Source organism: Mycolicibacterium sp. XJ879 (assembly GCF_053483935.1).
In genome coordinates this window covers 40,455-59,699 of the sequence record NZ_JBEFTH010000008.1, presented here as the reverse complement: position 1 = coordinate 59,699, position 19,245 = coordinate 40,455, and the positions used below count along the sequence as shown (strand labels likewise).

At 70.1% G+C, this 19,245-nt stretch carries 17 protein-coding genes; 11 read left to right on the top strand and 6 right to left on the bottom strand.

Annotated features, from left to right (window positions below; all coding sequences use genetic code 11):
* Positions 1 to 6: 6 nt before the first annotated feature.
* The gene (locus ABQF13_RS18050; protein ID WP_448394150.1) at positions 7 to 762 is read right to left on the bottom strand and encodes a DUF2249 domain-containing protein; all 756 of its coding nucleotides are present in this window, start codon (positions 760 to 762) and stop codon (positions 7 to 9) included.
* 58 nt (positions 763 to 820) lie between these two features.
* Here ABQF13_RS18050 and ABQF13_RS18045 point away from each other — a divergent pair, with 58 nt between their 5' ends.
* From ABQF13_RS18045 to ABQF13_RS18035, 3 genes are read left to right on the top strand one after another with little or no spacing between them, the layout of a single operon-like run.
* Positions 821 to 1,519 (top strand): helix-turn-helix transcriptional regulator, encoded by a 699-nt coding sequence (locus ABQF13_RS18045; RefSeq protein WP_448394149.1) that lies wholly within the window; start codon positions 821 to 823, stop codon positions 1,517 to 1,519.
* On the top strand, positions 1,512 to 2,600 hold the full coding sequence (locus ABQF13_RS18040; protein WP_448394148.1) for a DUF8744 domain-containing protein: 1,089 nt from the start codon (positions 1,512 to 1,514) through the stop codon (positions 2,598 to 2,600). The genes ABQF13_RS18045 and ABQF13_RS18040 overlap by 8 nt, the downstream gene beginning before the upstream one ends.
* Positions 2,597 to 5,155 (top strand): multicopper oxidase domain-containing protein, encoded by a 2,559-nt coding sequence (locus ABQF13_RS18035; RefSeq protein ID WP_448394147.1) that lies wholly within the window; start codon positions 2,597 to 2,599, stop codon positions 5,153 to 5,155. Before ABQF13_RS18040 ends, ABQF13_RS18035 begins: the two co-directional genes overlap by 4 nt.
* 75 nt (positions 5,156 to 5,230) lie before the next feature.
* Here ABQF13_RS18035 and ABQF13_RS18030 read toward each other — a convergent pair whose 3' ends face one another.
* The 3 genes from ABQF13_RS18030 to cobG are packed head-to-tail and all read right to left on the bottom strand — an operon-like array spanning position 5,231 to position 8,445.
* The gene (locus ABQF13_RS18030; protein WP_448394146.1) at positions 5,231 to 6,694 is read right to left on the bottom strand and encodes a precorrin-2 C(20)-methyltransferase; all 1,464 of its coding nucleotides are present in this window, start codon (positions 6,692 to 6,694) and stop codon (positions 5,231 to 5,233) included.
* On the bottom strand, positions 6,691 to 7,317 hold the full coding sequence (locus ABQF13_RS18025; RefSeq protein WP_448394145.1) for a precorrin-8X methylmutase: 627 nt from the start codon (positions 7,315 to 7,317) through the stop codon (positions 6,691 to 6,693). The genes ABQF13_RS18030 and ABQF13_RS18025 overlap by 4 nt, the downstream gene beginning before the upstream one ends.
* Positions 7,318 to 7,326: 9 nt before the next feature.
* A complete protein-coding gene (gene cobG / locus ABQF13_RS18020) occupies positions 7,327 to 8,445 on the bottom strand; it encodes a precorrin-3B synthase (protein ID WP_448394144.1) in 1,119 nt (372 codons plus the stop codon).
* Between the two features lie 118 nt (positions 8,446 to 8,563).
* Between cobG and ABQF13_RS18015 the strand changes: the two genes are divergently transcribed.
* The 4 genes from ABQF13_RS18015 to ABQF13_RS18000 all read left to right on the top strand — a co-directional run bounded on the left by ABQF13_RS18015 (position 8,564) and on the right by ABQF13_RS18000 (position 13,580).
* Complete coding sequence (locus ABQF13_RS18015; RefSeq protein ID WP_448394143.1) at positions 8,564 to 8,809, top strand: hypothetical protein; 246 nt, start codon at positions 8,564 to 8,566, stop codon at positions 8,807 to 8,809.
* 317 nt (positions 8,810 to 9,126) lie between these two features.
* Positions 9,127 to 12,711, top strand: a complete 3,585-nt coding sequence (gene cobN / locus ABQF13_RS18010; protein ID WP_448394142.1) for a cobaltochelatase subunit CobN — start codon at positions 9,127 to 9,129, stop codon at positions 12,709 to 12,711.
* Positions 12,712 to 12,810: 99 nt separating this feature from the next.
* The gene (locus tag ABQF13_RS18005) at positions 12,811 to 13,191 is read left to right on the top strand and encodes a PPOX class F420-dependent oxidoreductase (RefSeq protein WP_448394141.1); all 381 of its coding nucleotides are present in this window, start codon (positions 12,811 to 12,813) and stop codon (positions 13,189 to 13,191) included.
* A 2-nt stretch (positions 13,192 to 13,193) separates the two neighbouring features.
* A complete protein-coding gene (locus ABQF13_RS18000; RefSeq protein ID WP_448394140.1) occupies positions 13,194 to 13,580 on the top strand; it encodes a PPOX class F420-dependent oxidoreductase in 387 nt (128 codons plus the stop codon).
* Here the strand turns inward: ABQF13_RS18000 and ABQF13_RS17995 are convergent.
* Positions 13,577 to 14,272 carry a dienelactone hydrolase family protein gene (locus ABQF13_RS17995; RefSeq protein WP_448394139.1) on the bottom strand — a complete coding sequence of 232 codons (696 nt, stop codon included), beginning with the start codon at positions 14,270 to 14,272 and terminating at the stop codon, positions 13,577 to 13,579. The two genes, ABQF13_RS18000 and ABQF13_RS17995, sit on opposite strands and share 4 nt — an antisense overlap.
* Before the next feature lie 48 nt (positions 14,273 to 14,320).
* Between ABQF13_RS17995 and ABQF13_RS17990 the strand changes: the two genes are divergently transcribed.
* From ABQF13_RS17990 to ABQF13_RS17975, 4 genes are read left to right on the top strand one after another with little or no spacing between them, the layout of a single operon-like run.
* Positions 14,321 to 14,794, top strand: coding sequence for an FxsA family protein (locus ABQF13_RS17990; RefSeq protein WP_448394138.1), 474 nt, complete (start codon positions 14,321 to 14,323; stop codon positions 14,792 to 14,794).
* Positions 14,795 to 16,381 (top strand): amidohydrolase, encoded by a 1,587-nt coding sequence (locus tag ABQF13_RS17985; RefSeq protein WP_448394137.1) that lies wholly within the window; start codon positions 14,795 to 14,797, stop codon positions 16,379 to 16,381.
* Positions 16,374 to 18,020, top strand: coding sequence for an apolipoprotein N-acyltransferase (gene lnt / locus ABQF13_RS17980; protein ID WP_448394136.1), 1,647 nt, complete (start codon positions 16,374 to 16,376; stop codon positions 18,018 to 18,020). The genes ABQF13_RS17985 and lnt overlap by 8 nt, the downstream gene beginning before the upstream one ends.
* Positions 18,017 to 18,793 (top strand): polyprenol monophosphomannose synthase, encoded by a 777-nt coding sequence (locus ABQF13_RS17975; protein ID WP_448394135.1) that lies wholly within the window; start codon positions 18,017 to 18,019, stop codon positions 18,791 to 18,793. Before lnt ends, ABQF13_RS17975 begins: the two co-directional genes overlap by 4 nt.
* Here ABQF13_RS17975 and ABQF13_RS17970 read toward each other — a convergent pair.
* Complete coding sequence (locus ABQF13_RS17970) at positions 18,790 to 19,131, bottom strand: RNA polymerase-binding protein RbpA (protein ID WP_448394134.1); 342 nt, start codon at positions 19,129 to 19,131, stop codon at positions 18,790 to 18,792. The two genes, ABQF13_RS17975 and ABQF13_RS17970, sit on opposite strands and share 4 nt — an antisense overlap.
* Between the last annotated feature and the right edge of the window lie 114 nt (positions 19,132 to 19,245).

The following is a 19,245-nucleotide window of genomic DNA, read 5'->3' as shown; positions in this document are numbered from 1 at the left end:
AGCTCCTCAGAGTCGCGCGAGCCGCAGCCGCCACGCGTCGGGTCCGCGTTCGAGGTAATCCACCGCGACCCGCCCCGACGTCCGGTCGTAGAGCTGGCGCAGCAGCGGCACCGGATCGTGCGGGGCGACCAGCACCAGGCTGGCGCCCGCCGGAACCGCGTCGAACGCGCCGAAGACCGTCGCATGCCGGATCGCGTGCGGGACCTCGCGCACGTCGAGCACCGGCTCCTCGGCGTCGTGCGCACAGCCGCACGTGTGCCCCCCGCCGCCGTGGTGGTCGCCGAGCAACTCGTGCATCCCACCCAGAGCATCGGCGAGCGAGACGTCGGGGTCGGCGGCCACGATCGGCAGGATCCGGTCGTTCTCGTCGACCAGGTGCGCGTCGAACATCACCCGCAGCGCGTGCGCCGCCGCGGCGGCGCGCATCGGTGACGACTCGGTGCAGATCGTGTCCACCAGGCCGGCCAGGATGCGGTGCACGGCGATCATCGACTCGATCAACGGCCGGGCCCGCTCGGTGCGAGCGGCGGCCGGATACAGCCGGTCCTCCTCCGCGGCGGCGTGCGGCAGCAGCTCGCCGGTCAGGAACTGTGCTGCGGCCGACCGCGCGGCCTCGAAGTCGCTGCCGCGCTCGGCCGCCGCCAGCATCGCGTCGGTGAGCGCCTGCAGGTGTCCGGCCAGCTCGGCGTGATGGTTCTTGACCGTTTCGGCCGCCTCCGCATCGGCAGATGTAGTGGCGACGAGCACCTCGTTGATGGTCATGGTGACTTCCTTTCCGCTGGGCTGGTCCGACACCCAGCAATTTACTACAATAATTTCCGTGGTAAATAGTGCGCCGCATCTCGGTCCTCCACCGACTCCGCCGGCGGCCGGTCACGTGCCCCTGTCCGGACAGCGACTGCGGGTGCTCGAGCACGTGCGCACACACGCCCCGGTGCGGACCACCGACGCGGCCGCCGCGTTGGGGCTGCACCAGAACACCGTCCGCGAACACCTCGACGCGCTCGTCGACCTCGATCTCGTCGAACGCGCCACCGAACCCGCCGTCGGACGCGGGCGGCCGGCCGCGCTGTATCGGCCGTCCGCCGCCGACCCCGCCCTGGCCGCCCGCGACTACGCGGGCCTGGCCACTGCGCTGGCCGGGCATCTGGCCCGCACCAGCGCCGACCCGGAGCGTGACGCCCGCGCTGCCGGTGTCGAGTGGGGACGCGAGCTGGTCGAGGGGACCGCCCGCGCCGACGGCGACCAACAGCAGGCCGTGCTCGATGCGCTGACACGGCTGGGCTTCGCCCCCGACGACGACGGCTCCGGAAACGGGGTGGCCCTGCGCCGCTGCCCGCTGCTCGATGCCGCACGCCGCTATCCGAGCGTGGTCTGCCAGGTCCACCTCGGCATCGTCGAGGGACTGCTGCAGAGCATCGGCGCACCGACCGGACCGGGCCTGGACCTGATTCCGTTCGCCGAACCCGGTGCCTGCCGGCTGTTCCTCCCCGATCCGGTGGTGAAAAAGCATGGCTGAGAAGCGAATTCCCCTTCGGTCGGTCTGGATGGTGCCGGCAGCCGTTGCGCTGTTGGCCGGTTTGGACGCCGCGCTGTTGCGCCTCGGGCTGCCCGCGCCCGTCGAAACGGTCCGGCTGGCCGAGGTGCACGGCATCGTGCTGGTGCTCGGCTTCGTCGGGACCTTGATCGCGGTCGAACGCGCCGTCGCGGCGGGACGGCGGTGGTGCTACGCCGCGCCGGCGCTGCTCGGGCTGGGCGGCGTGCTGCTCGTCAGCCCGGCGCCGTGTCACCTCGCCGATGTCACGCTGCTGGCCGGCGCCGCGCTGCTGGTGGCGGTGTACGTACCGCTGTGGCGGCGCAGTTGGGACGCCGCGGTGCTGGTGCAGGCCGCCGGCGCGGTGTTGGCGACCGGAGCGGCGCTGCTGTGGGCGGCCGGGCTGCCGACCCCGGATCTGCTGGGCTGGCTGGCCGGATTCCTGATCCTGACCATCGCCGGGGAACGCCTCGAGCTGGCGCGGGTGGCGATGCAGGGCACCAACGCGGAACTGCTGCTCGGCACGGCAGCGGCCGCGCTGGTCTTCGGTGCGCTCGCCCAACTGCTCTGGCCGACAGTCGGTTTCACGCTGCTGGGTGCAGCGGTGCTGGCCATTGCGCTGTGGCTCTTCCGGTTCGACGTCGCCAGGCGCACCGTCCACACGACCGGGTTGACGCGCTATACGGCGGTGTGCCTGCTGGCCGGGTACGCGTGGTTGCTGGTGCCCGGCTCGGTGTGGCTGCTGGTCGGGCCGGTGAACTTCGGCGGCGGCTACGACGCGATCGTGCACGCGGTGATGCTCGGTTTCGTGCTGTCGATGATCATGGCGCACGCACCGGTCATCCTGCCCGCGGTGCTGCGGCGCCCGCTGCCGTACACCCCGATGATGTACGGCCCGGTCGCGCTGCTGCACGCCTCGCTGCTGCTGCGGGTGGTGACCGGCGACGTGCGCGGTGTCGAGTGGGCGGTGCAGGTCGGCGGCGTGCTCAACATCGTGGCGATGCTCGCCTTCGCCGCGGTAGCCGTGCGTTCGGCGGCGCGCCGACGGATCGCGGTGCCGGCATGAACCGCGGTAGATGGCATCTTCGGGTCGGGTCGATCGTATTCGCTTGGCTGGCAGCACTTGTCGGCATAGCGCTCGTGCACCGGTCGGTGCCGGTATCGGGCTGGCTACTGGTGCATCTGCTCGGCCTCGGCGCGGCGGGCAACGCGATCCTGATCTGGAGCCGCCACTTCGCCGATGCGCTGCTGCGTCGCCCGCCGGACCCGTCGCGGGCCGGGCAGGCCTGGGCGCTGGCGGTTTTCAACATCGGCGCCGTTGCGGTGGTCGCCGGCATGATCGTCGGCTTCTGGCCCGCGGTACTGACCGGCGGCATCGCGGTCGCTGCCGTCGCGCTGGCCCACGCCGCGACCTTGCTACGTCAGCTGCGCTGCGCACTGCCGTCCCGCTTCGGCGATACCGTGCGCTACTACATCGCTGCGGCAGCGCTGCTTTCGGTCGGCGCCGGCCTCGGCGTGGCGATGGCCAACGCGACATTGCCTGGCGCGCTGCATGATCGGTTCATCATCGCCCACGCGGCGGTGAACCTGTTCGGGTTCGTCGGGTTGACGGTGCTGGGCACGCTGGTGACGTTGTGGCCGACGATGCTGCGCACCCGGATGGCCGACGGCGTCGAGGTGGCCGCCCGGCGCGGATTGCCCGCGCTGGTCGCCGGGTTGGCCGCGGTGGTGTCGGGAGCGCTGGCGGGCTCACCGGCGTTCACCGCCGCCGGCGCCCTGGGTTACCTCGCCGCGACCGCATATGTGCTCTGGCCCCACCTCGACGAGGTGCGCCGCAAGCGGCCGAGCAGCTTTGCGACGCTGTCGGTGCTTTCCGGTGTGGTGTGGCTGCTGGGCTCGCTGAGCTATGCCGTCGTCGCGTTCGCGACCGCACCCACCTGGCCCGCGGTGCTGGACCGGGCCGGCCCGCTCACCGTGGTGGTGCTCGCGGGCTTTCTGGTCCAGGTGCTGCTCGGTGCGCTGTCGTATCTGACGACGATCGTGGTGGGCGGGCGTGCCGCCGCGATCGCCGCGACCACCGAACTGGAACGCGGCGCGCCGTGGCGGCTGGCGGTCGCCAACTCCGCGCTGCTGCTATGCGTGCTGCCGACCCCCAGCCTGCTGCGGGTCGCGGCGTCGGTGCTGGTGCTGATCGCCTACGGCACATTTCTGCCGCTGCTGGTGCGGGCGGTGTGGCAAGCGCGCAAACACCGCGATACGCCGTCGAAGCCGGGGCCGCCGCCGTCCGGGCCGTCGGTGCGATACCGGCTCGGCGTCGCCGCCGCGGGGGTGGGCGTCGTGGTGCTGACGGCCGCGGCCGCGGTGGCCGCCGACCCCGCCGCGGTCGGCATCGCCAGCGGGCCCCAGGCGTCGGTGACCGCCACCGGGCAGACCACCGAGGTCGAGGTGCACGTCGAGGGCATGCGCTACGTGCCCGACACCATCGACGTGCCCGCGGGCAACCGGCTGGTGGTCACGCTGGTCAACACCGGCGCTGACCGCCACGATCTGGTGCTGGCCAACGGCACCCGCACCGGCCGCCTCGCGCCGGGGGAGAGCGCCGTGCTCGACGCCGGCGTGATCGGCGCCGACGTCGACGGCTGGTGTTCGGTGGCCGGGCACCGTCAGATGGGAATGTCGCTGGTGGTGCGCGCGGTCGGCGCCGAGGCGCACCCCGGCCACCACGATGACGGCGGCGTCGCATCGATCGGCGCCGACGACATCGCGCGCAGTCTCACCGCGCACCCCGGCGCCGGTTTCGCCCCGCACGACCCGGTGCTGGCCGCCGCGACCCCCGACCACCGCGTCACGTTGTCCGTCACCGAGACCGAGCAGGAGGTGTCACCGGGAATCACCCAGCGGCTGTGGACATTCGGCGGCTCGGCACCGGGCCCGACGCTGCGCGGCAAGGTCGGCGACGTCTTCGAGATCACCCTCGTCAACGACGGCACCATCGGACACTCGATCGACTTTCACGCCGGGGCGCTGGCCCCCGACGGCCCGATGCGCACGATCCAACCGGGCGAACGGCTGGTCTACCGGTTCACCGCGCCGCGCGCCGGCGTGTGGCTGTATCACTGTGCGACGATGCCGATGTCGGTGCACATCGCCAACGGCATGTTCGGCGCGGTGGTCATCGACCCGCCGGATTTGGCGCCGGTCGACCGCGAATACCTGATGGTGCAGTCGGAGTTCTACCTCGGCTCGCCCGGCGGTGAGGTCGACGCCGCGAAGGTCGCCGCCGACACCCCGGATCTGGTGGTGTTCAACGGTTATGCCAACCAGTACGACCATGCGCCGCTGACCGCGAACGTCGGCGAACGGGTACGGATCTGGGTATTGGCCGCCGGACCCAATCGCGGCAGCTCCTTTCACGTCGTCGGCGGCCAGTTCGACACCGTGTGGGCAGAAGGCGACTACCGGCTGCGGCCGGGCCCCGGCGGCGCGCAGAGCCTCGGATTGTCCGCGGCCCAAGGCGGTTTCGTCGAGCTGAGCTTCGACGAGCCGGGGCACTACCCGTTCGTCACCCACGCGATGGTCGACGCCGAACGCGGCGCGCACGGCATCATCAAAGTCGGCTAGCGAACATCTGTCGCGAGCGCTCACCTGGGTACGCAATGGCGGGCTGAAACCGTACCTAACTGAGCGCTGGCGGCATCAGGAGGGGTAGCGGCGCGGGGTGAACACCCGCTCGCCGTACCACTGGGTCTGCGACGACCCGACGATCAGCAGGCAGCGCATGTCGACGTCGGCCGGGTCCAGGTCGGCGAGGGGCACCACCTTCACCTCTTCGGCGGGGCCCGACACGTCGCGGCCGATCACCACCGGCGTGCCGGGGTCGCGGTGCTCGAGCAGCAGATCGCGCATCGCGCCGACCTGCCAGGTGCGGCTTTTCGACGCCGGGTTGTAGACCGCCAGCACCAGATCGGCGGCCGCCGCAGCGGTCAACCGCCCCGCGATCACGTCCCACGGCTTGAGCCGGTCCGACAGTGAGATCACCGCATAGTCGTGGCCCAGCGGGGCACCGACGCGGCTGGCCACGGCCTGCGCGGCCGTCATCGCCGGGATCACCCGCACGTCGACGCCGGGCCACTGCTTGGCTTCCTCGAGCACCGCGGTGGCCATCGCGAACACACCCGGGTCCCCGGAGGACACCACCGCGACCGCACGGCCCTGCTCGGCCAGTGTGCAGGCCAACCGCGCACGCGCGGACTCGTCGGTGTTGTCGCTGGGATGGCGGCGCTGGCCGTCGCGAACCCCGATGCGGTCGAGGTAGGGGCCGTAGCCGATCAGGTCGGTCGCCGCGGCCAGTTCACGGCGGCTCTGCGGCGTCATCCACGCGGTGTCGCCGGGACCCAGCCCGACGACCGCGACGCTGCCGATGATCTGCGCGCGTCGCGGCCGGCCCGGCAGCATCGCCAGCGAGAAGTACGGGACGGCGTGCTCGTCGACCTCGCCCGCGCCCAGCACCCGCTGCGCGTCGGTGCTGGCCCGTTCCACGTAGAACGCCTCGTCGAGCCGCCCAGACGCCGAAAGCGCTTCGCGCACCGCAGGATACGAGCGACCCAGCTTGAGCACCACGGCCGCGTCGGTGTCGGCCAGGCGCCGCTTGAGCTCGTCGACGCCGAGCGTGCCGGGCAGGATCGACAGCACCTCGTCGCCCTGCACCAGCGGGGTGCCGGTGGCCGCGGACGCGGCACTCACCGACGTCACACCGGGCACGATCACCGCGTCGAACCGCTGCGTGAGCCGGGTGTGCATATGCATGTACGAGCTGTAGAACAGCGGATCGCCCTCGGCGAGCAGCGCCACGTTGCGGCCGGCCTCCAGATGGGCGGCGATTCGGTCGGCGGCCTCGCGGTAGAAGTCCTCGATCGCGCCGGCGTATCCACCGGGATGGTCGGTGGTCTCGGTGGTCACCGGATAGACCAGATGCTCCTCGATCTGGCCCGGCCGCAGATACGGTTCGGCGATGCCGCGCGCGATGCTACGGCCGTGCCGCGCGCTGTGATAGGCGACGACGTCGGCCTCGCCGATCACCCGTGCCGCCTTGACGGTCACCAGTTCGGGGTCGCCGGGTCCGAGCCCGACACCCCACAGTCTTCCGGGAACTTCGGTCATTCTTCTTCGGTGGCAATCGCGTTCACGGCCGCGGCGGCCATCGCGCTGCCGCCGCGGCGACCCGTCACGACGAGATAGGACATCCCGCGCGGCCGGTCGATGAGTTCCTGCTTGGACTGCGCCGACCCGACGAAACCGACCGGGCCGCCCAGCACCGCCGCCGGGGTGGGGGCGCCGTCGTCGAGCAGTTCGAGCAGCCGGAACAACGCGGTCGGCGCGTTGCCGATGGCCAGCACGGCGCCGCCGAGGCGGTCGGCCCACAGCTCCACCGCGGCTGCTGAGCGGGTGGTGCCCTGTCGCGCCGCCAGTTCGGGTGCCCGAGGGTCGGCGACCAGCGACACCACCTCGTTGTCGGCGGGCAGCCGCGACCGCGTGATGCCCGCGGCCACCATCGACGAGTCACACAGCACCGGTGCGCCCGCGGCGAGCGCGGCGTGGGCCTTGGTGACCACGCCCTCGCGGTAGGCGACGTGCTCGGCGACGTCGACCTGCCCGCAGGTGTGGATCAGCCGCACGACCACCCTGGCCACATCGGCGGGGAAGCGCGCCAGGTCGGCCTCGTCGCGGATGATCGCGAACGACTGCCGATAGATCTCGGCGGCGTCGCGAATGTAGTCGAGCACCCGCTCACCCTACGGTGGCGCGGTGCGCGGCCGATATCCGTCTCCGGTGGCCACCAGCACCTCGCCGACGCCCGGGCTGCCGCAGGCCCGGTCGCAGCCGACGAAATGGCGGTGGCCGGTGGCCGGTTCGCCCGCTGCGGCGGTGGCGTCGGCGCGCACGTCGGCAGCCGAGTGCGCGCAGCCCGGGCTGCCGGTACACGCGCTGACCGACAACCACGGCGAGCGCTCGTCGAACACCAAACCCATCGGGGCGAGCACCCGCAGCGCGGTGTCGGCGCGCGCTTCGTCGAGATCGAAGACCAACACCGAACGCCACGGGGTGATCGCCATCGGCGCGTCGATGGCGGCCAGGAACTCGGCCGTGCGGGCGGGTAACACGCCCAGCGGCACGGCCGCGCCCAACGCGATGCGGCCGTCGTGCTGTTCGATCCAGCCGACCGGTGGGCGCGTGACCGGTTCCCACGTCGCACCGGCATCGGCCGTCACCGCCAGATCGGCGATCAACGCACCGGCGTCATCGAGTTCGGCGACGCGCCAAGCCTTTCCGCAGATGTCGACGAACCGCGCAGCGACGTCGACCAGCGTGGGCACCACCTGCGGTGCCGACAGCCGCACGCCGGTGTCGCGGCCCGCCAGCAGCAGCGCCGCCGAATCACCGACGAAGTGCACCCCGGTGTCGGCGGCCAGCCCGGAGATGTCGCCGCGGCCGTCGTCGATGCCGAACAGGAACCGGCCCGGCAGCGCCGCGAGCCCGGGCCGCGCCTGGATCGCGTCGTCGAGATCGGTGACGGTGAAGCGGACGTCGGCGGCCGTCGCTGTCCGGCCCGACAGCGGGGAGGCCACGATGTTGCGCACCCGCTCATGTGTCGGTGACGGCAGCAGCCCCGCAGCCGCGAGAGCATCGGCCACCCCGACCGGGTCGTCCTGTATGCCGCGGATCTGGATGTTGCCCCGCGACGTGAGTTCCACAGTGCCAGAACCCCACCGCGCCGCGGCGCCCGCCACCGCCCGCAGTTGCGCGGCGGTGATCATCCCGCCGGGAAGCCGCACCCGCGCCAGCGCACCGTCGGCGGCGCGGTGCACGTGCAAGGCGCCGGGGCAGGCGTCGTGATCGCGGGTACGAGCCATGGGCTCACCGTACGCCGGGGTCACCTGAAACACAGGTAGTCGGCTACGCATGACGCCCGGGCGTCAGCGGTCGAAGCTTTCTCATCAGATACCGGGCAACCACGGTGGAGAGTATGAAATGAGCAGTCTGACAACCAATTCTGACCCAACAGCCACCCCGACTACCCGTAGCGTCCGCGCGCAGGCGCCCGTCGACGAGCCGGTCCTGATCACCGAACAGCAGGTGCTGTGGGGCACCGCGGCCCCGCGCTGCGCGAAACCGGCCGCAATGCAGAAGAAGCAGAAGCCGGTGCGACGCCAGTACCCGAAGCGGTACGCGTGGCTCGAAAACTCCCTCATGAGCCGCCAAACGGACCGCCTCTAAACCCCCTTGCGTGTGACGCCGGCCACAGCGCTGGCCGCGGTGATCCGTGCCACACATATCGATCACTTGGGCTGGTTTTGGTCGTAGCTTCTGCACATCTGGATCTCTTGGAAGGAACAACGATGTTCGAACTCCTGATCTTCGGCGCGCTGTTGGTCGTCCTAGTCGCCGCGCTGGGCTTGCCGTATCCGAACACCACCCACGATCGGTGGAATCGGCGCTGATCCCCGGCTGGGCGACTTGAGGAGTCCTAGCCGCGCTGACCGCGGCTACGGCTCCACAAACCGCGAAATTTGGTGATGGGGTAGTAATGGGGCGTGGCTCCGCCCCAACGCACCCCGACCGTCCTGGTCCTGTCGACCTCCGATACCGACCTGATCACCGCGCGCGCCAGCGGCGCGCAGTACCGGTGGGCGAACCCGTCGCGGCTCGTCGACGGTGAACTCGCGGAACTGCTCGGCGCGGCCGACATCGCGGTGGTACGCATCCTCGGCGGCTACCGGGCGTGGCAGGACGGCATCGATTCGGTGGTGGCCAGCGGGCTGCCCACGGTGGTGGTCAGCGGCGAACAGACACCCGACGCGGAGTTGATGGGCCACTCCACCACGCCGGCCGGTGTGGCCGTGCAGGCCCACCTGTACCTCGCGCAGGGCGGGGTGGAAAACCTGCGGCAGCTGCACGCGTTCCTGTGCGACACGGTGTTGATGACCGGCTTTGGGTTCGCTCCTCCGGTGACCACCCCGACCTGGGGCGTTCTCGAGCGTCCGGTCCGCAACGCCGACGGCCCCACCGTCGCGGTGCTCTACTACCGCGCCCAACACCTGGCGGGTAACACCGCCTATGTGGATGCGCTGTGCGCGGCTATCGAAGACGCGGGCGGGCGGGCACTGCCGGTGTTCTGCGCATCGCTGCGCACGGCCGACGCCGAACTGCTCGAGCTGCTCGGTACCGCCGACGCGATGGTGACCACCGTGCTGGCCGCCGGCGGCGCCACCCCGGCCGCCGTCACCGCCGGAGGTGACGACGACACCTGGAACGTGGCGCATCTGGCCGCCCTCGACATCCCGATCCTGCAAGGGCTGTGCCTGACGAGCTCGCGGGCGCAGTGGCACGACAACGACGACGGGCTGTCCCCGCTCGACGTCGCCAGCCAGGTCGCGGTTCCCGAGTTCGACGGGCGCATCATCACGGTTCCGTTCTCGTTCAAGGAGATCGACGACGAAGGGCTGATCTCCTATGTCGCCGACCCGGAACGCTGCGCCCGCGTCGCCGGGCTTGCGGTGCGCCATGCCCGGTTACGCGCGATCCCGCCGGAGCAGAAGCGGGTCGCGGTGGTGTTCAGCGCCTATCCCACCAAGCACGCCCGCATCGGCAACGCCGTCGGCCTGGACACACCGGCCAGCGCCGTCGCCGTGCTGCGGGCGATGCGCGAGCACGGGTACGCGGTCGGCGACATTCCGGGCCTGGACGCCGGCGATGGGGACGCGCTGATCCACGCCTTGATCGAACGCGGGGGACAGGACCCCGACTGGCTCAGCGAAGGCCAACTGGAAGGTAACCCGATCCGGGTGTCCACCAAGGACTATCGGGCGTGGTTCGACACGCTGCCCGCGGAGTTCACCGATGCCGTGACGGCGCAATGGGGTCCGCCGCCCGGTGAGCTGTTCGTCGACCGCAGCCAGGACCGCGACGGTGAAATCGTCATCGCAGCGCTGCAGGCCGACAACGTGGTGCTGATGGTGCAGCCGCCACGCGGCTTCGGCGAGAACCCGGTCGCCATCTATCACGACCCCGACCTGCCGCCGAGCCACCATTATCTGGCCGCCTACCACTGGCTGGACCAGGGTTTCGGCGCGGATGTCGTCGTGCACCTCGGCAAGCACGGCAACCTGGAGTGGCTGCCGGGCAAGACGCTGGGTATGTCGGCCGCCTGCGCACCGGATGCCGCGCTGGGCAACCTGCCGCTGGTCTACCCGTTCCTGGTCAACGACCCCGGTGAGGGCACCCAAGCCAAGCGCCGCGCGCACGCGACGTTGGTCGACCACCTCATCCCGCCGATGGCCAGAGCCGAAACCTACGGTGACATCGCCCGTTTGGAGCAGCTGCTCGACGAACACGCCAACATCGCCGCGCTGGACCCCGGCAAGCTGCCCGCCATCCGCCAGCAGATCTGGACGCTGATGCGCGCGGCGAAGATGGACCACGACCTCGGGCTCGAGGACCGGCCCGACGAGGACTCGTTCGACGACATGCTGCTGCACGTCGACGGCTGGCTGTGCGAGATCAAAGACGTCCAGATCCGCGACGGTCTGCACATCCTGGCCGAAACACCCGCCGGCGAAGCCGAACTCGACCTCGTGCTGGCGGTGCTGCGGGCCCGCCAGCTGTTCGGCGGCGAGCACACCGTGCCCGGGCTGCGCCAGGCGCTCGGCCTGGCCGAGGACGGCAACGACGAACGCACCGCCGTTGACGCAGCAGAATCTCAAGCCCGCGAACTCGTTGCCGCGCTGCAGGGGTCGGGGTGGAACCCGGATATCGTCGACACGCTGACCGACAACGCCGACGTCGCCGCGGTGCTGCGGTTCGCGGCCAACGAGGTGGTACCCAGGTTGGCAGGTACCGCAGCCGAGATCGATCAGATCCTGCGCGCGTTGGAGGGCCGGTTCATCGCGGCCGGCCCGTCGGGCTCACCGCTGCGCGGGCTGGTCAACGTGCTGCCCACCGGACGCAACTTCTACGCCGTGGACCCCCGCGCCGTGCCGTCCAAGCTGGCGTGGGAAACCGGTGTGGCACTTGCTGATTCGCTGCTGGCCCGGTACCGCGACGACCACGGCCGGTGGCCGGAGTCGGTCGGGCTGTCGGTGTGGGGCACCTCGGCGATGCGCACCGCAGGCGACGACATCGCCGAAGTGCTGGCCCTGCTTGGGGTGCGGCCGGTGTGGGACGAGGCCTCGCGGCGCGTGGTCGACCTGGAACCGATCGGCCTCGCCGAACTCGGCAGGCCCCGCATCGACGTGACCGTGCGCATCTCCGGGTTCTTCCGCGACGCGTTCCCGCACGTCGTCACGATGCTCGACGACGCCGTGCAGTTGGTCGCCAACCTCGACGAGCCCGCCGAGGCCAACTATGTGCGCGCCCACACCCAAGTCGACTTGTCCGAACACGGTGACCAACGACGCGCCACTACAAGGATTTTCGGATCCAAACCCGGTACCTACGGCGCAGGGCTGCTGCAGCTGATCGACAGCCGCAACTGGCGCGACGATGCCGACTTGGCCCAGGTGTACACCGCGTGGGGCGGGTTTGCCTACGGCCGAGATTTGGACGGCTGGCCTGCTTCTGAAGACATGAGCCGCCAGTACCGCCGGATCGCGGTGGCCGCCAAGAACACCGACACCCGCGAACACGACATCGCCGACTCCGACGACTACTTCCAGTACCACGGCGGCATGGTCGCCACCGTGCGAGCGCTGACCGGTAAGGACCCCGCGGCCTACATCGGCGACAACACCCGGCCCGACTCGGTGCGCACCCGCACGCTGTCGGAGGAGACCACCCGCGTGTTCCGGGCCCGCGTCGTCAACCCGCGCTGGATGAACGCGATGCGCCGGCACGGCTACAAGGGCGCCTTCGAGATGGCTGCCACGGTCGACTACCTGTTCGGCTACGACGCGACCGCGGGCGTGATGGCCGACTGGATGTATGAGCAACTCACCGCCGAGTACGTGCTGGACGACGAGAACCGCAAATTCATGGTCGAATCCAACCCATGGGCGCTGCACGGGATGGCCGAACGGTTGTTGGAGGCCGTGGACCGCGGCATGTGGGCGCAACCCGATGCGGCGACGCTGGAAAGCCTGCGCCAGGTGCTGCTCGAAACCGAAGGCGACCTCGAAGGCTGACGTCCGCGCGTGACTCTGCGTCCAGGGCGCGGTTTCGTCGAATTTTTCGCCCTGAGCGCAGAGTCAACGGCCACCCGGCCTGCCCAGTAAGTTGGGAGCGTGTCTGTCACCTTCGCCGACGTTGCGAAATCCGAATACATCCTGCTGACGACGTTCACCAAAGACGGTCGGCCCAAGCCGACCGCGGTTTGGGCGGCGCCCAATGGTGACCGGCTGCTGGTGATCACGCAGGAAAAGTCGTGGAAGGTCAAGCGGATCCGCAACACACCGCGGGTGACCATCGCGAAATGCGATGCGCGCGGCAACCCGAAGGGCGAACCCGTCGAGGCCGTCGCGACGATCCTCGACAAATCGGCCAACGCCGAGACCTACGACGCGCTCGGCAAGCGCTACGGGCTGCTCGGCAAGACGTTCAACTTCTTCAGCAAGCTGCGCGGCGGAATGAAGAACAACGTTTCGATCGAACTGAAGGCGGCGTGAGGATGGCTGACACCTTCGCCGACGTCGCCAAGTCCAAGTACATCCTGCTGACCACGTTCACCAAGGACGGCAGGCCGAAGCGCACACCGGTGTGGGGCGTCCGCGACGGCGACAAGCTGCTGATCATCACCGACGACGGCTCCTGGAAAACCAAGCGGATCAACAACACTCCGAGGGTCACCATCCAGAAGTCCGGTGCACTCGGCAAACCCAAGGGCGATCCGGTGGAGGCGGTCGCGCGCAACCTGCCGAAGTCCGAGACCCGCCGGGTCTTCGACAAGGTCACCAAGCGCTACTGGTACCACGCGTGGTGGTGGATACCGCAGGCAATCCTGCGCGGCGGCATCGACAAGGTGCACTCAGCCATCGAGGTACAGCCGGCGACTTAGGTCGTCAGGTGCTCGGTGAAGAACGCGAAGACGCGCCGCCACGCGTCGTCGGCGGCCGCCTCGTCATAGCCGAACCCGGCGATCCGCAGCAGCGGCTGAGCAGGCAGTTTGTTGGCGAAACTGTGGCCGGCGTCGGCATACACCTGGATATCGGCGGGAATATCCTTGTCCTGGACCACCTCGCGCAGCCGTGCCGGCGCCCCGCGCCCGAGCGGGTCGCGACGGCCGAAACTGGCCACGATCGGACACGCCCCGTCCAGCGTGTCGCTGAGATCGCGCGGCAGCGGTGTGCCGTAGAACGGGGCTGAGGCACCAAAACCGTTGGGCGACATCACCAACGCGAACTGCCCGCCCATACAGAACCCCACAATGCCGACCGCGCCCGTGCACTGCGGCATGGCCTGCAGATGGTCGCGGGCAGCCAGGATGTCGTCGAGCGCACGGCCACGCTTGCTGAGCAGCTCCCGGAACACCCGGGTCACGCACCGCGCGCGGCCGCCGCGCGAGTACAAGTTCGGTGTGACGGCGATGAACCCGGCCGCCGCGATCCGCGCCGAGGTCGCCTCGCTGTCGGGCCGGTAACCGATCGCGTCGTGCACCACCACCACGCCCGGCCAAGGTCCGTCGCCCTGCGGAACGCCCAGCAGCGCGTCGATCGGGCCGTCCGGGGTTTCGAGGTTGATCTTGGTCACGTTGCCAATCTACGGAACCAGACCGGCTGTTTCGGACGTTGTGCGGATATGGCGATGCGGCTGTTCCTGCTGTACGTGGTCCTCGAGATCGCGGTGATCGTGGCGCTGACCGCGACCATCGGCATCGGCTGGACCCTTCTGATGCTGGTCGCGGCCTTCGCCGTGGGCCTCGTGCTGGCCGGATCGCAGCTGCGACGGCAACTCCGCCGCCTGCAGTCCGGGCTCAGCGCCGCCGCCGTACCGGACGCGGCCAAAGACAGCCTGCTCGTCGCGCTGGGTACCGTGCTCGTCGTCATACCCGGACTGGCCAGCTCGATGCTCGGTGCCTTGCTCCTCCTGCCGCCCACCAGGGCGGCGGTGCGCCCGCTGGTCACGGCGCTGGCCGCGCGCCGGATGCCGCTGATCACCGTCGGCGTCGCGGGGTTGCGACACACCGCGCAGCCGCGCGGTGATTACATCGACGGCGAGGTGATCGACGTCGTCGACACCGATCCGCACACCGTGGAGCGCAAGCCCGAATAAGTGACTGACCTCCTGCTCAACGGGCGGGTGCACAGCCCCGCCATGCCCGACGCGACCGCGCTGGCGGTGCGCGACGGCGTCGTCGCGTGGCTGGGCAGCGACAACGTTGGCCGCGCACAGTTCCCCGAGGCCCAGATCACTGACCTCGACGGCGCCTTCGTCGCGCCGGCGTTCGTCGACAGCCACGTCCACCTCACCGCCACGGGCCTGACCCTGATCGGGCTCGACCTCCGCGCGGCCACCTCGCTTCGGCACTGCCTGCAGCTGCTCGGCGAGCACGCCGCCGCCCATCCCGACGGCGTGATCTGGGGGCACGGCTGGGACGAGTCCGGATGGCCCGAGCGCACCCCACCCAGCACCGCTGACGTCGACGCCGCGGTCGGCGACCGGCCCGCCTACCTGACCCGCGTCGACGTCCACTCGGCGGTCGCGACCACCGCGCTGCGCCGGCTCATCTCCGGCCTGCCGGACGCGCCCGGCTACGCCGCGCAGCAGCCGTTGACCGGCGACGCGCACCACCTCGTGCGCGCCGCCGCCCGCGACCGGCTGACCCCCGAACAGCGCGACCAGGCCCGAGCAGCCGCCTTGGACATCGCCGCCGCACTCGGCATCGTCGCCGTGCACGAATGCGCGGGCCCTGACATCGGCGGCCTCGACGACTGGGCCGAGATCCGGCGCATCGACCACGGCGTCGACATCGTCGGCTACTGGGGTGAGGCGGTCACCGACGCGCAGCAGGCCCGAGCGCTGATCGAGCGCACCGGCACCCACGGGCTGGCCGGCGACCTGTTTGTCGACGGTGCGCTGGGCTCCCGCACGGCGTGGTTGCACCAGCCCTACAGTGACGCCGAAAATTGCTGCGGCAACACCTATCTCGACACCGATGCGATCAGCGCACATCTGCACGCCTGCACCGAGGCTGGCATCACCGCGGGTTTCCACGTCATCGGCGACGCGGCCGTGACCGCCGTGGTCGATGCGCTCGACCGCGTGGTCGACACCTTCGGCGCGCCCGCCGTGGCGCGGTGCGGGCACCGGCTCGAACATCTCGAGATGATCACCGCCGAACAGGCCCGCCAGCTCGGCGCGTGGGGTGTGTTCGCCAGCGTGCAACCGAATTTTGACGCGCTGTGGGGCGGCGTCGACGGCATGTACGCGCAGCGTCTCGGACCCGACCGCGTCGGGGCGCTCAACCCGTTCGCGCTGTTAGCATCCCAAGGCGTGCCACTCGCCTTCGGCTCCGATACACCCGTCACCAGCATGAATCCCTGGGCGACGGTACGTGCGGCGATCCGGCACCGCACGCAGGGCAGCGCGCTGTCGGCGCGCGCGGCGTTCTCGGCGGCCACCAGGGGCGCCTGGCGGGCCGCAGGGGTGCGCGACGGCATCACCGGCACGCTGGTTCCCGGCGCGCGCGCCTCGTACGCGGTCTGGGAGACCGGCGAGCTCGAGGTGGCCGCACCTGATAACGCGGTGCAACGCTGGTCGACGGATCAACGCTCGCGGGTGCCCGCGCTGCCACGACTCGACGGGAAACTGCCCCGTTGCCGACAGACGGTCCATCGTGGTGTCGTCATCCATGGCTGAGCCGCCGAGATGGCGCGCACGGGCCGAGCGGTTCGGCCGGGCGGTGCTGGCGCGGCTGCCGCAGCTGACGGTGACAATCGTCGCGGGCCTGCTGCTGTGTCTGAGCTTCCCGCCGTTTGACTGGTGGTATCTGGCCGTCGTCGCGTTCGGGGCGCTGGCATGGGTGTTGACCCGTGAAACGACCACGACTGCAGGCGGTTTCGGATACGGGTTTCTTTTCGGGGCGGCTTTCTACCTGCCGCTGCTGCCGTGGGTCAGCGGGTTTGTCGGGGCGGTCCCGTGGATCGCCTTGTCGCTCGTCGAAGCGCTGTTCCCGGCGTTGTTCGGCGCACTGGCCGTGCTGGTGCGACGCCTGCCGGGCTGGCCGCTGTGGTTCGCGGGGCTATGGGCGGCACAGGAGTGGCTGAAGTCCACCGTGCCGTTCGGCGGATTTCCCTGGGGTGTAGTCGCTTTCAGCCAGACCGATGCGCCGCTGTTGCCGCTGGCCCGCATCGGCGGGGCGCCGCTGCTGTCGTTCGCCGTGGTGCTGGTCGGGTTCAGCTTCGCCGCCATCGTTTTCGAGGTCGCGCAGTGGTGGCGCCGCGACGAAGCGCACAAGGCGCGCCCGCCGGCCGTGGTGCTGGCCGGGGCGTGTATCACCGTCGTGTTGCTGGCCACCGCGCTGGCCTGGCCGGCGGTGCGCCAATCCGGCATGGGGGCAGGCGAAGACCAGCCGGTGACCGTCGCCGTCGTCCAGGGCAACGTGCCGCGCCTCGGGCTGGACTTCAACGCCCAACGGCGCGCGGTTCTCGACAACCACGTGCGCGAGACGATGCGGCTGGCCGCCGACGTGCGCGCCGGGCGGGCGTCGCAGCCCATGTTCGTCGTGTGGCCGGAGAACTCGTCGGACATCGATCCGCTGCGCAACCCCGACGCCAACAAGCTGATCTCCAACGCCGCAGCGGCCATCGACGCGCCGATCCTGGTCGGCGGGGTGGTGGCGGCCGACGGCCACAGCCCCGACAACCCGGTGTCGACGAACTCGGTGATCGTGTGGAATCCCGAGCGTGGTCCCGTGGATCGCCACGACAAGCGGATCGTACAGCCGTTCGGCGAGTATCTGCCGTGGCGCAGCTTCTTCAGCCACCTGTCGCCGTACGCCGACCGCGCGGGCTACTTCATCCCCGGGGACGGGGACGGGGTGGTGACGGCGGCGGGCATTCCGGTCGGGGTCGCCACGTGCTGGGAAGTCATCTTCGATCGTGCCCCACGCGAGTCGGTGCGCAACGGCGCGCAACTGCTGGCCGTACCTACCAACAACGCCACCTTCGACGAGGCGATGAGCGAACAGCAGCTCGCGTTCGCGCGGCTGCGTGCCGTCGAGCACGACCGCTACACCGTCGTCGCGGGCACCACCGGGATCAGCGCCGTCATCGCTCCCGACGGCCATGAGATCGCCCGCACCGAGTTCTTCGAACCCGCCTACCTCGACACCGCGGTCCGGCTGAAAAGCCAGCTCACAGTGGCGACCGGGTGGGGTCCGGCGATCCAGGGGCTGCTGATCGCCGTCGGCGTCGGCAGCGTGATCGCCGCGATACTGCACAATTGGACAGTTGCGCGTCGTCGATCCAGCGGCGACAAGGTAAGAGGAGCCACATGACGACGGGCCCGGGCCCCGGGGAACGCCCAAGCCAGCGTGCGCTGGTGATCATCCCCACGTACAACGAGCGGGAGAACCTGCCGCTGATCGTGCGGCGCGTTCAGCAGTCGTGCCCCGAGGTGCACATTCTGATCGTCGACGACGGCAGCCCCGACGGCACCGGCGACCTCGCCGACGAGTTCGCGCTGGCCGACCCGGACACGGTGCACGTCATGCACCGCACCGCCAAAGGCGGTCTGGGCGCGGCCTACCTGGCCGGTTTCGAGTGGGGACTGCGCCGCGAGTACGCGGTCCTGATCGAGATGGACGCTGACGGCAGCCATCCGCCCGAACAGCTGCACCGCCTGCTCGACGCCGTCGACGCCGGAGCCGATCTGGCGATCGGTTCGCGCTACGTGCCCGGGGGAGAGGTGCGCAACTGGCCCAAGCGGCGGCTGGTGCTGTCACGCACGGCCAACGGCTACTCGCGCATTCTGCTCGGCGTCGACATCCACGACATCACCGCCGGCTACCGCGCCTACCGGCGTGAGGTGCTGGAGAAGATCGACCTGACCGCCGTGGACTCCAAGGGCTACTGCTTCCAGATCGACCTGACCTGGCGCACCATCAACAACGGGTTTCAGGTGGTGGAGGTGCCGATCACCTTCACCGAACGTGAGTTCGGGCAGTCCAAGATGAGCGGATCCAACATCCGCGAAGCCCTGTTCAAGGTCGCGGAGTGGGGAATCCGCGGGCGCCTGGACCGGGCCCGCGGAGTCGGTGTCACCCGCTAGCTGGTGCCGCGGCGCCGGGCCTTGATGATGTCCATGCGCTCCTTGAGCAGTTCCTCGAGTTCCTCGATCGAACGACGCTCGAGCAGCATGTCCCAGTGGGTCCGCGGCGGCTTCGTCTTCTTCGGCTCGGGCGCGTCACCCTCGATCAGCGTGCCCTCCATGCCGTTGCGGCACAGCCAGGTGTGGGGGATCTCGGCGTCGTCGGCGAACGGGACGTCAAACTCCTCGCCGTTGTCGGTGCGGTACCGGGCGACCTGACGCGGCGCCAAGTCGTGGTTGCGGTCGGTCTCGTAGCTCACAGCTCCGAGGCGACTGCCTCTCAGGACACGATCAGCCATCGTCAACACTCCTCAAATAAAACCCTGGTTGTCCGGTACATGAACGCCCCAACGCGCCAGATAAGTTCCCGACTCGACCGTCCATGATACCGGGATCGGCCGGTCCCTACGTTT

Excerpts from the sequence above, each read along its gene's own strand:
- ABQF13_RS18050 (WP_448394150.1), bottom strand. The coding sequence starts at position 762 with ATGACCATCAACGAGGTGCTCGTCGCCACTACATCTGCCGATGCGGAG.
- ABQF13_RS18040 (WP_448394148.1), top strand. The coding sequence starts at position 1,512 with ATGGCTGAGAAGCGAATTCCCCTTCGGTCGGTCTGGATGGTGCCGGCA.
- ABQF13_RS18035 (WP_448394147.1), top strand. The coding sequence starts at position 2,597 with ATGAACCGCGGTAGATGGCATCTTCGGGTCGGGTCGATCGTATTCGCT.
- ABQF13_RS18030 (WP_448394146.1), bottom strand. The coding sequence starts at position 6,694 with ATGACCGAAGTTCCCGGAAGACTGTGGGGTGTCGGGCTCGGACCCGGC.
- cobG (WP_448394144.1), bottom strand. The coding sequence starts at position 8,445 with ATGGCTCGTACCCGCGATCACGACGCCTGCCCCGGCGCCTTGCACGTG.
- ABQF13_RS18015 (WP_448394143.1), top strand. The coding sequence starts at position 8,564 with ATGAGCAGTCTGACAACCAATTCTGACCCAACAGCCACCCCGACTACC.
- ABQF13_RS18000 (WP_448394140.1), top strand. The coding sequence starts at position 13,194 with ATGGCTGACACCTTCGCCGACGTCGCCAAGTCCAAGTACATCCTGCTG.
- ABQF13_RS17990 (WP_448394138.1), top strand. The coding sequence starts at position 14,321 with ATGGCGATGCGGCTGTTCCTGCTGTACGTGGTCCTCGAGATCGCGGTG.
- lnt (WP_448394136.1), top strand. The coding sequence starts at position 16,374 with ATGGCTGAGCCGCCGAGATGGCGCGCACGGGCCGAGCGGTTCGGCCGG.
- ABQF13_RS17975 (WP_448394135.1), top strand. The coding sequence starts at position 18,017 with ATGACGACGGGCCCGGGCCCCGGGGAACGCCCAAGCCAGCGTGCGCTG.
- ABQF13_RS17970 (WP_448394134.1), bottom strand. The coding sequence starts at position 19,131 with ATGGCTGATCGTGTCCTGAGAGGCAGTCGCCTCGGAGCTGTGAGCTAC.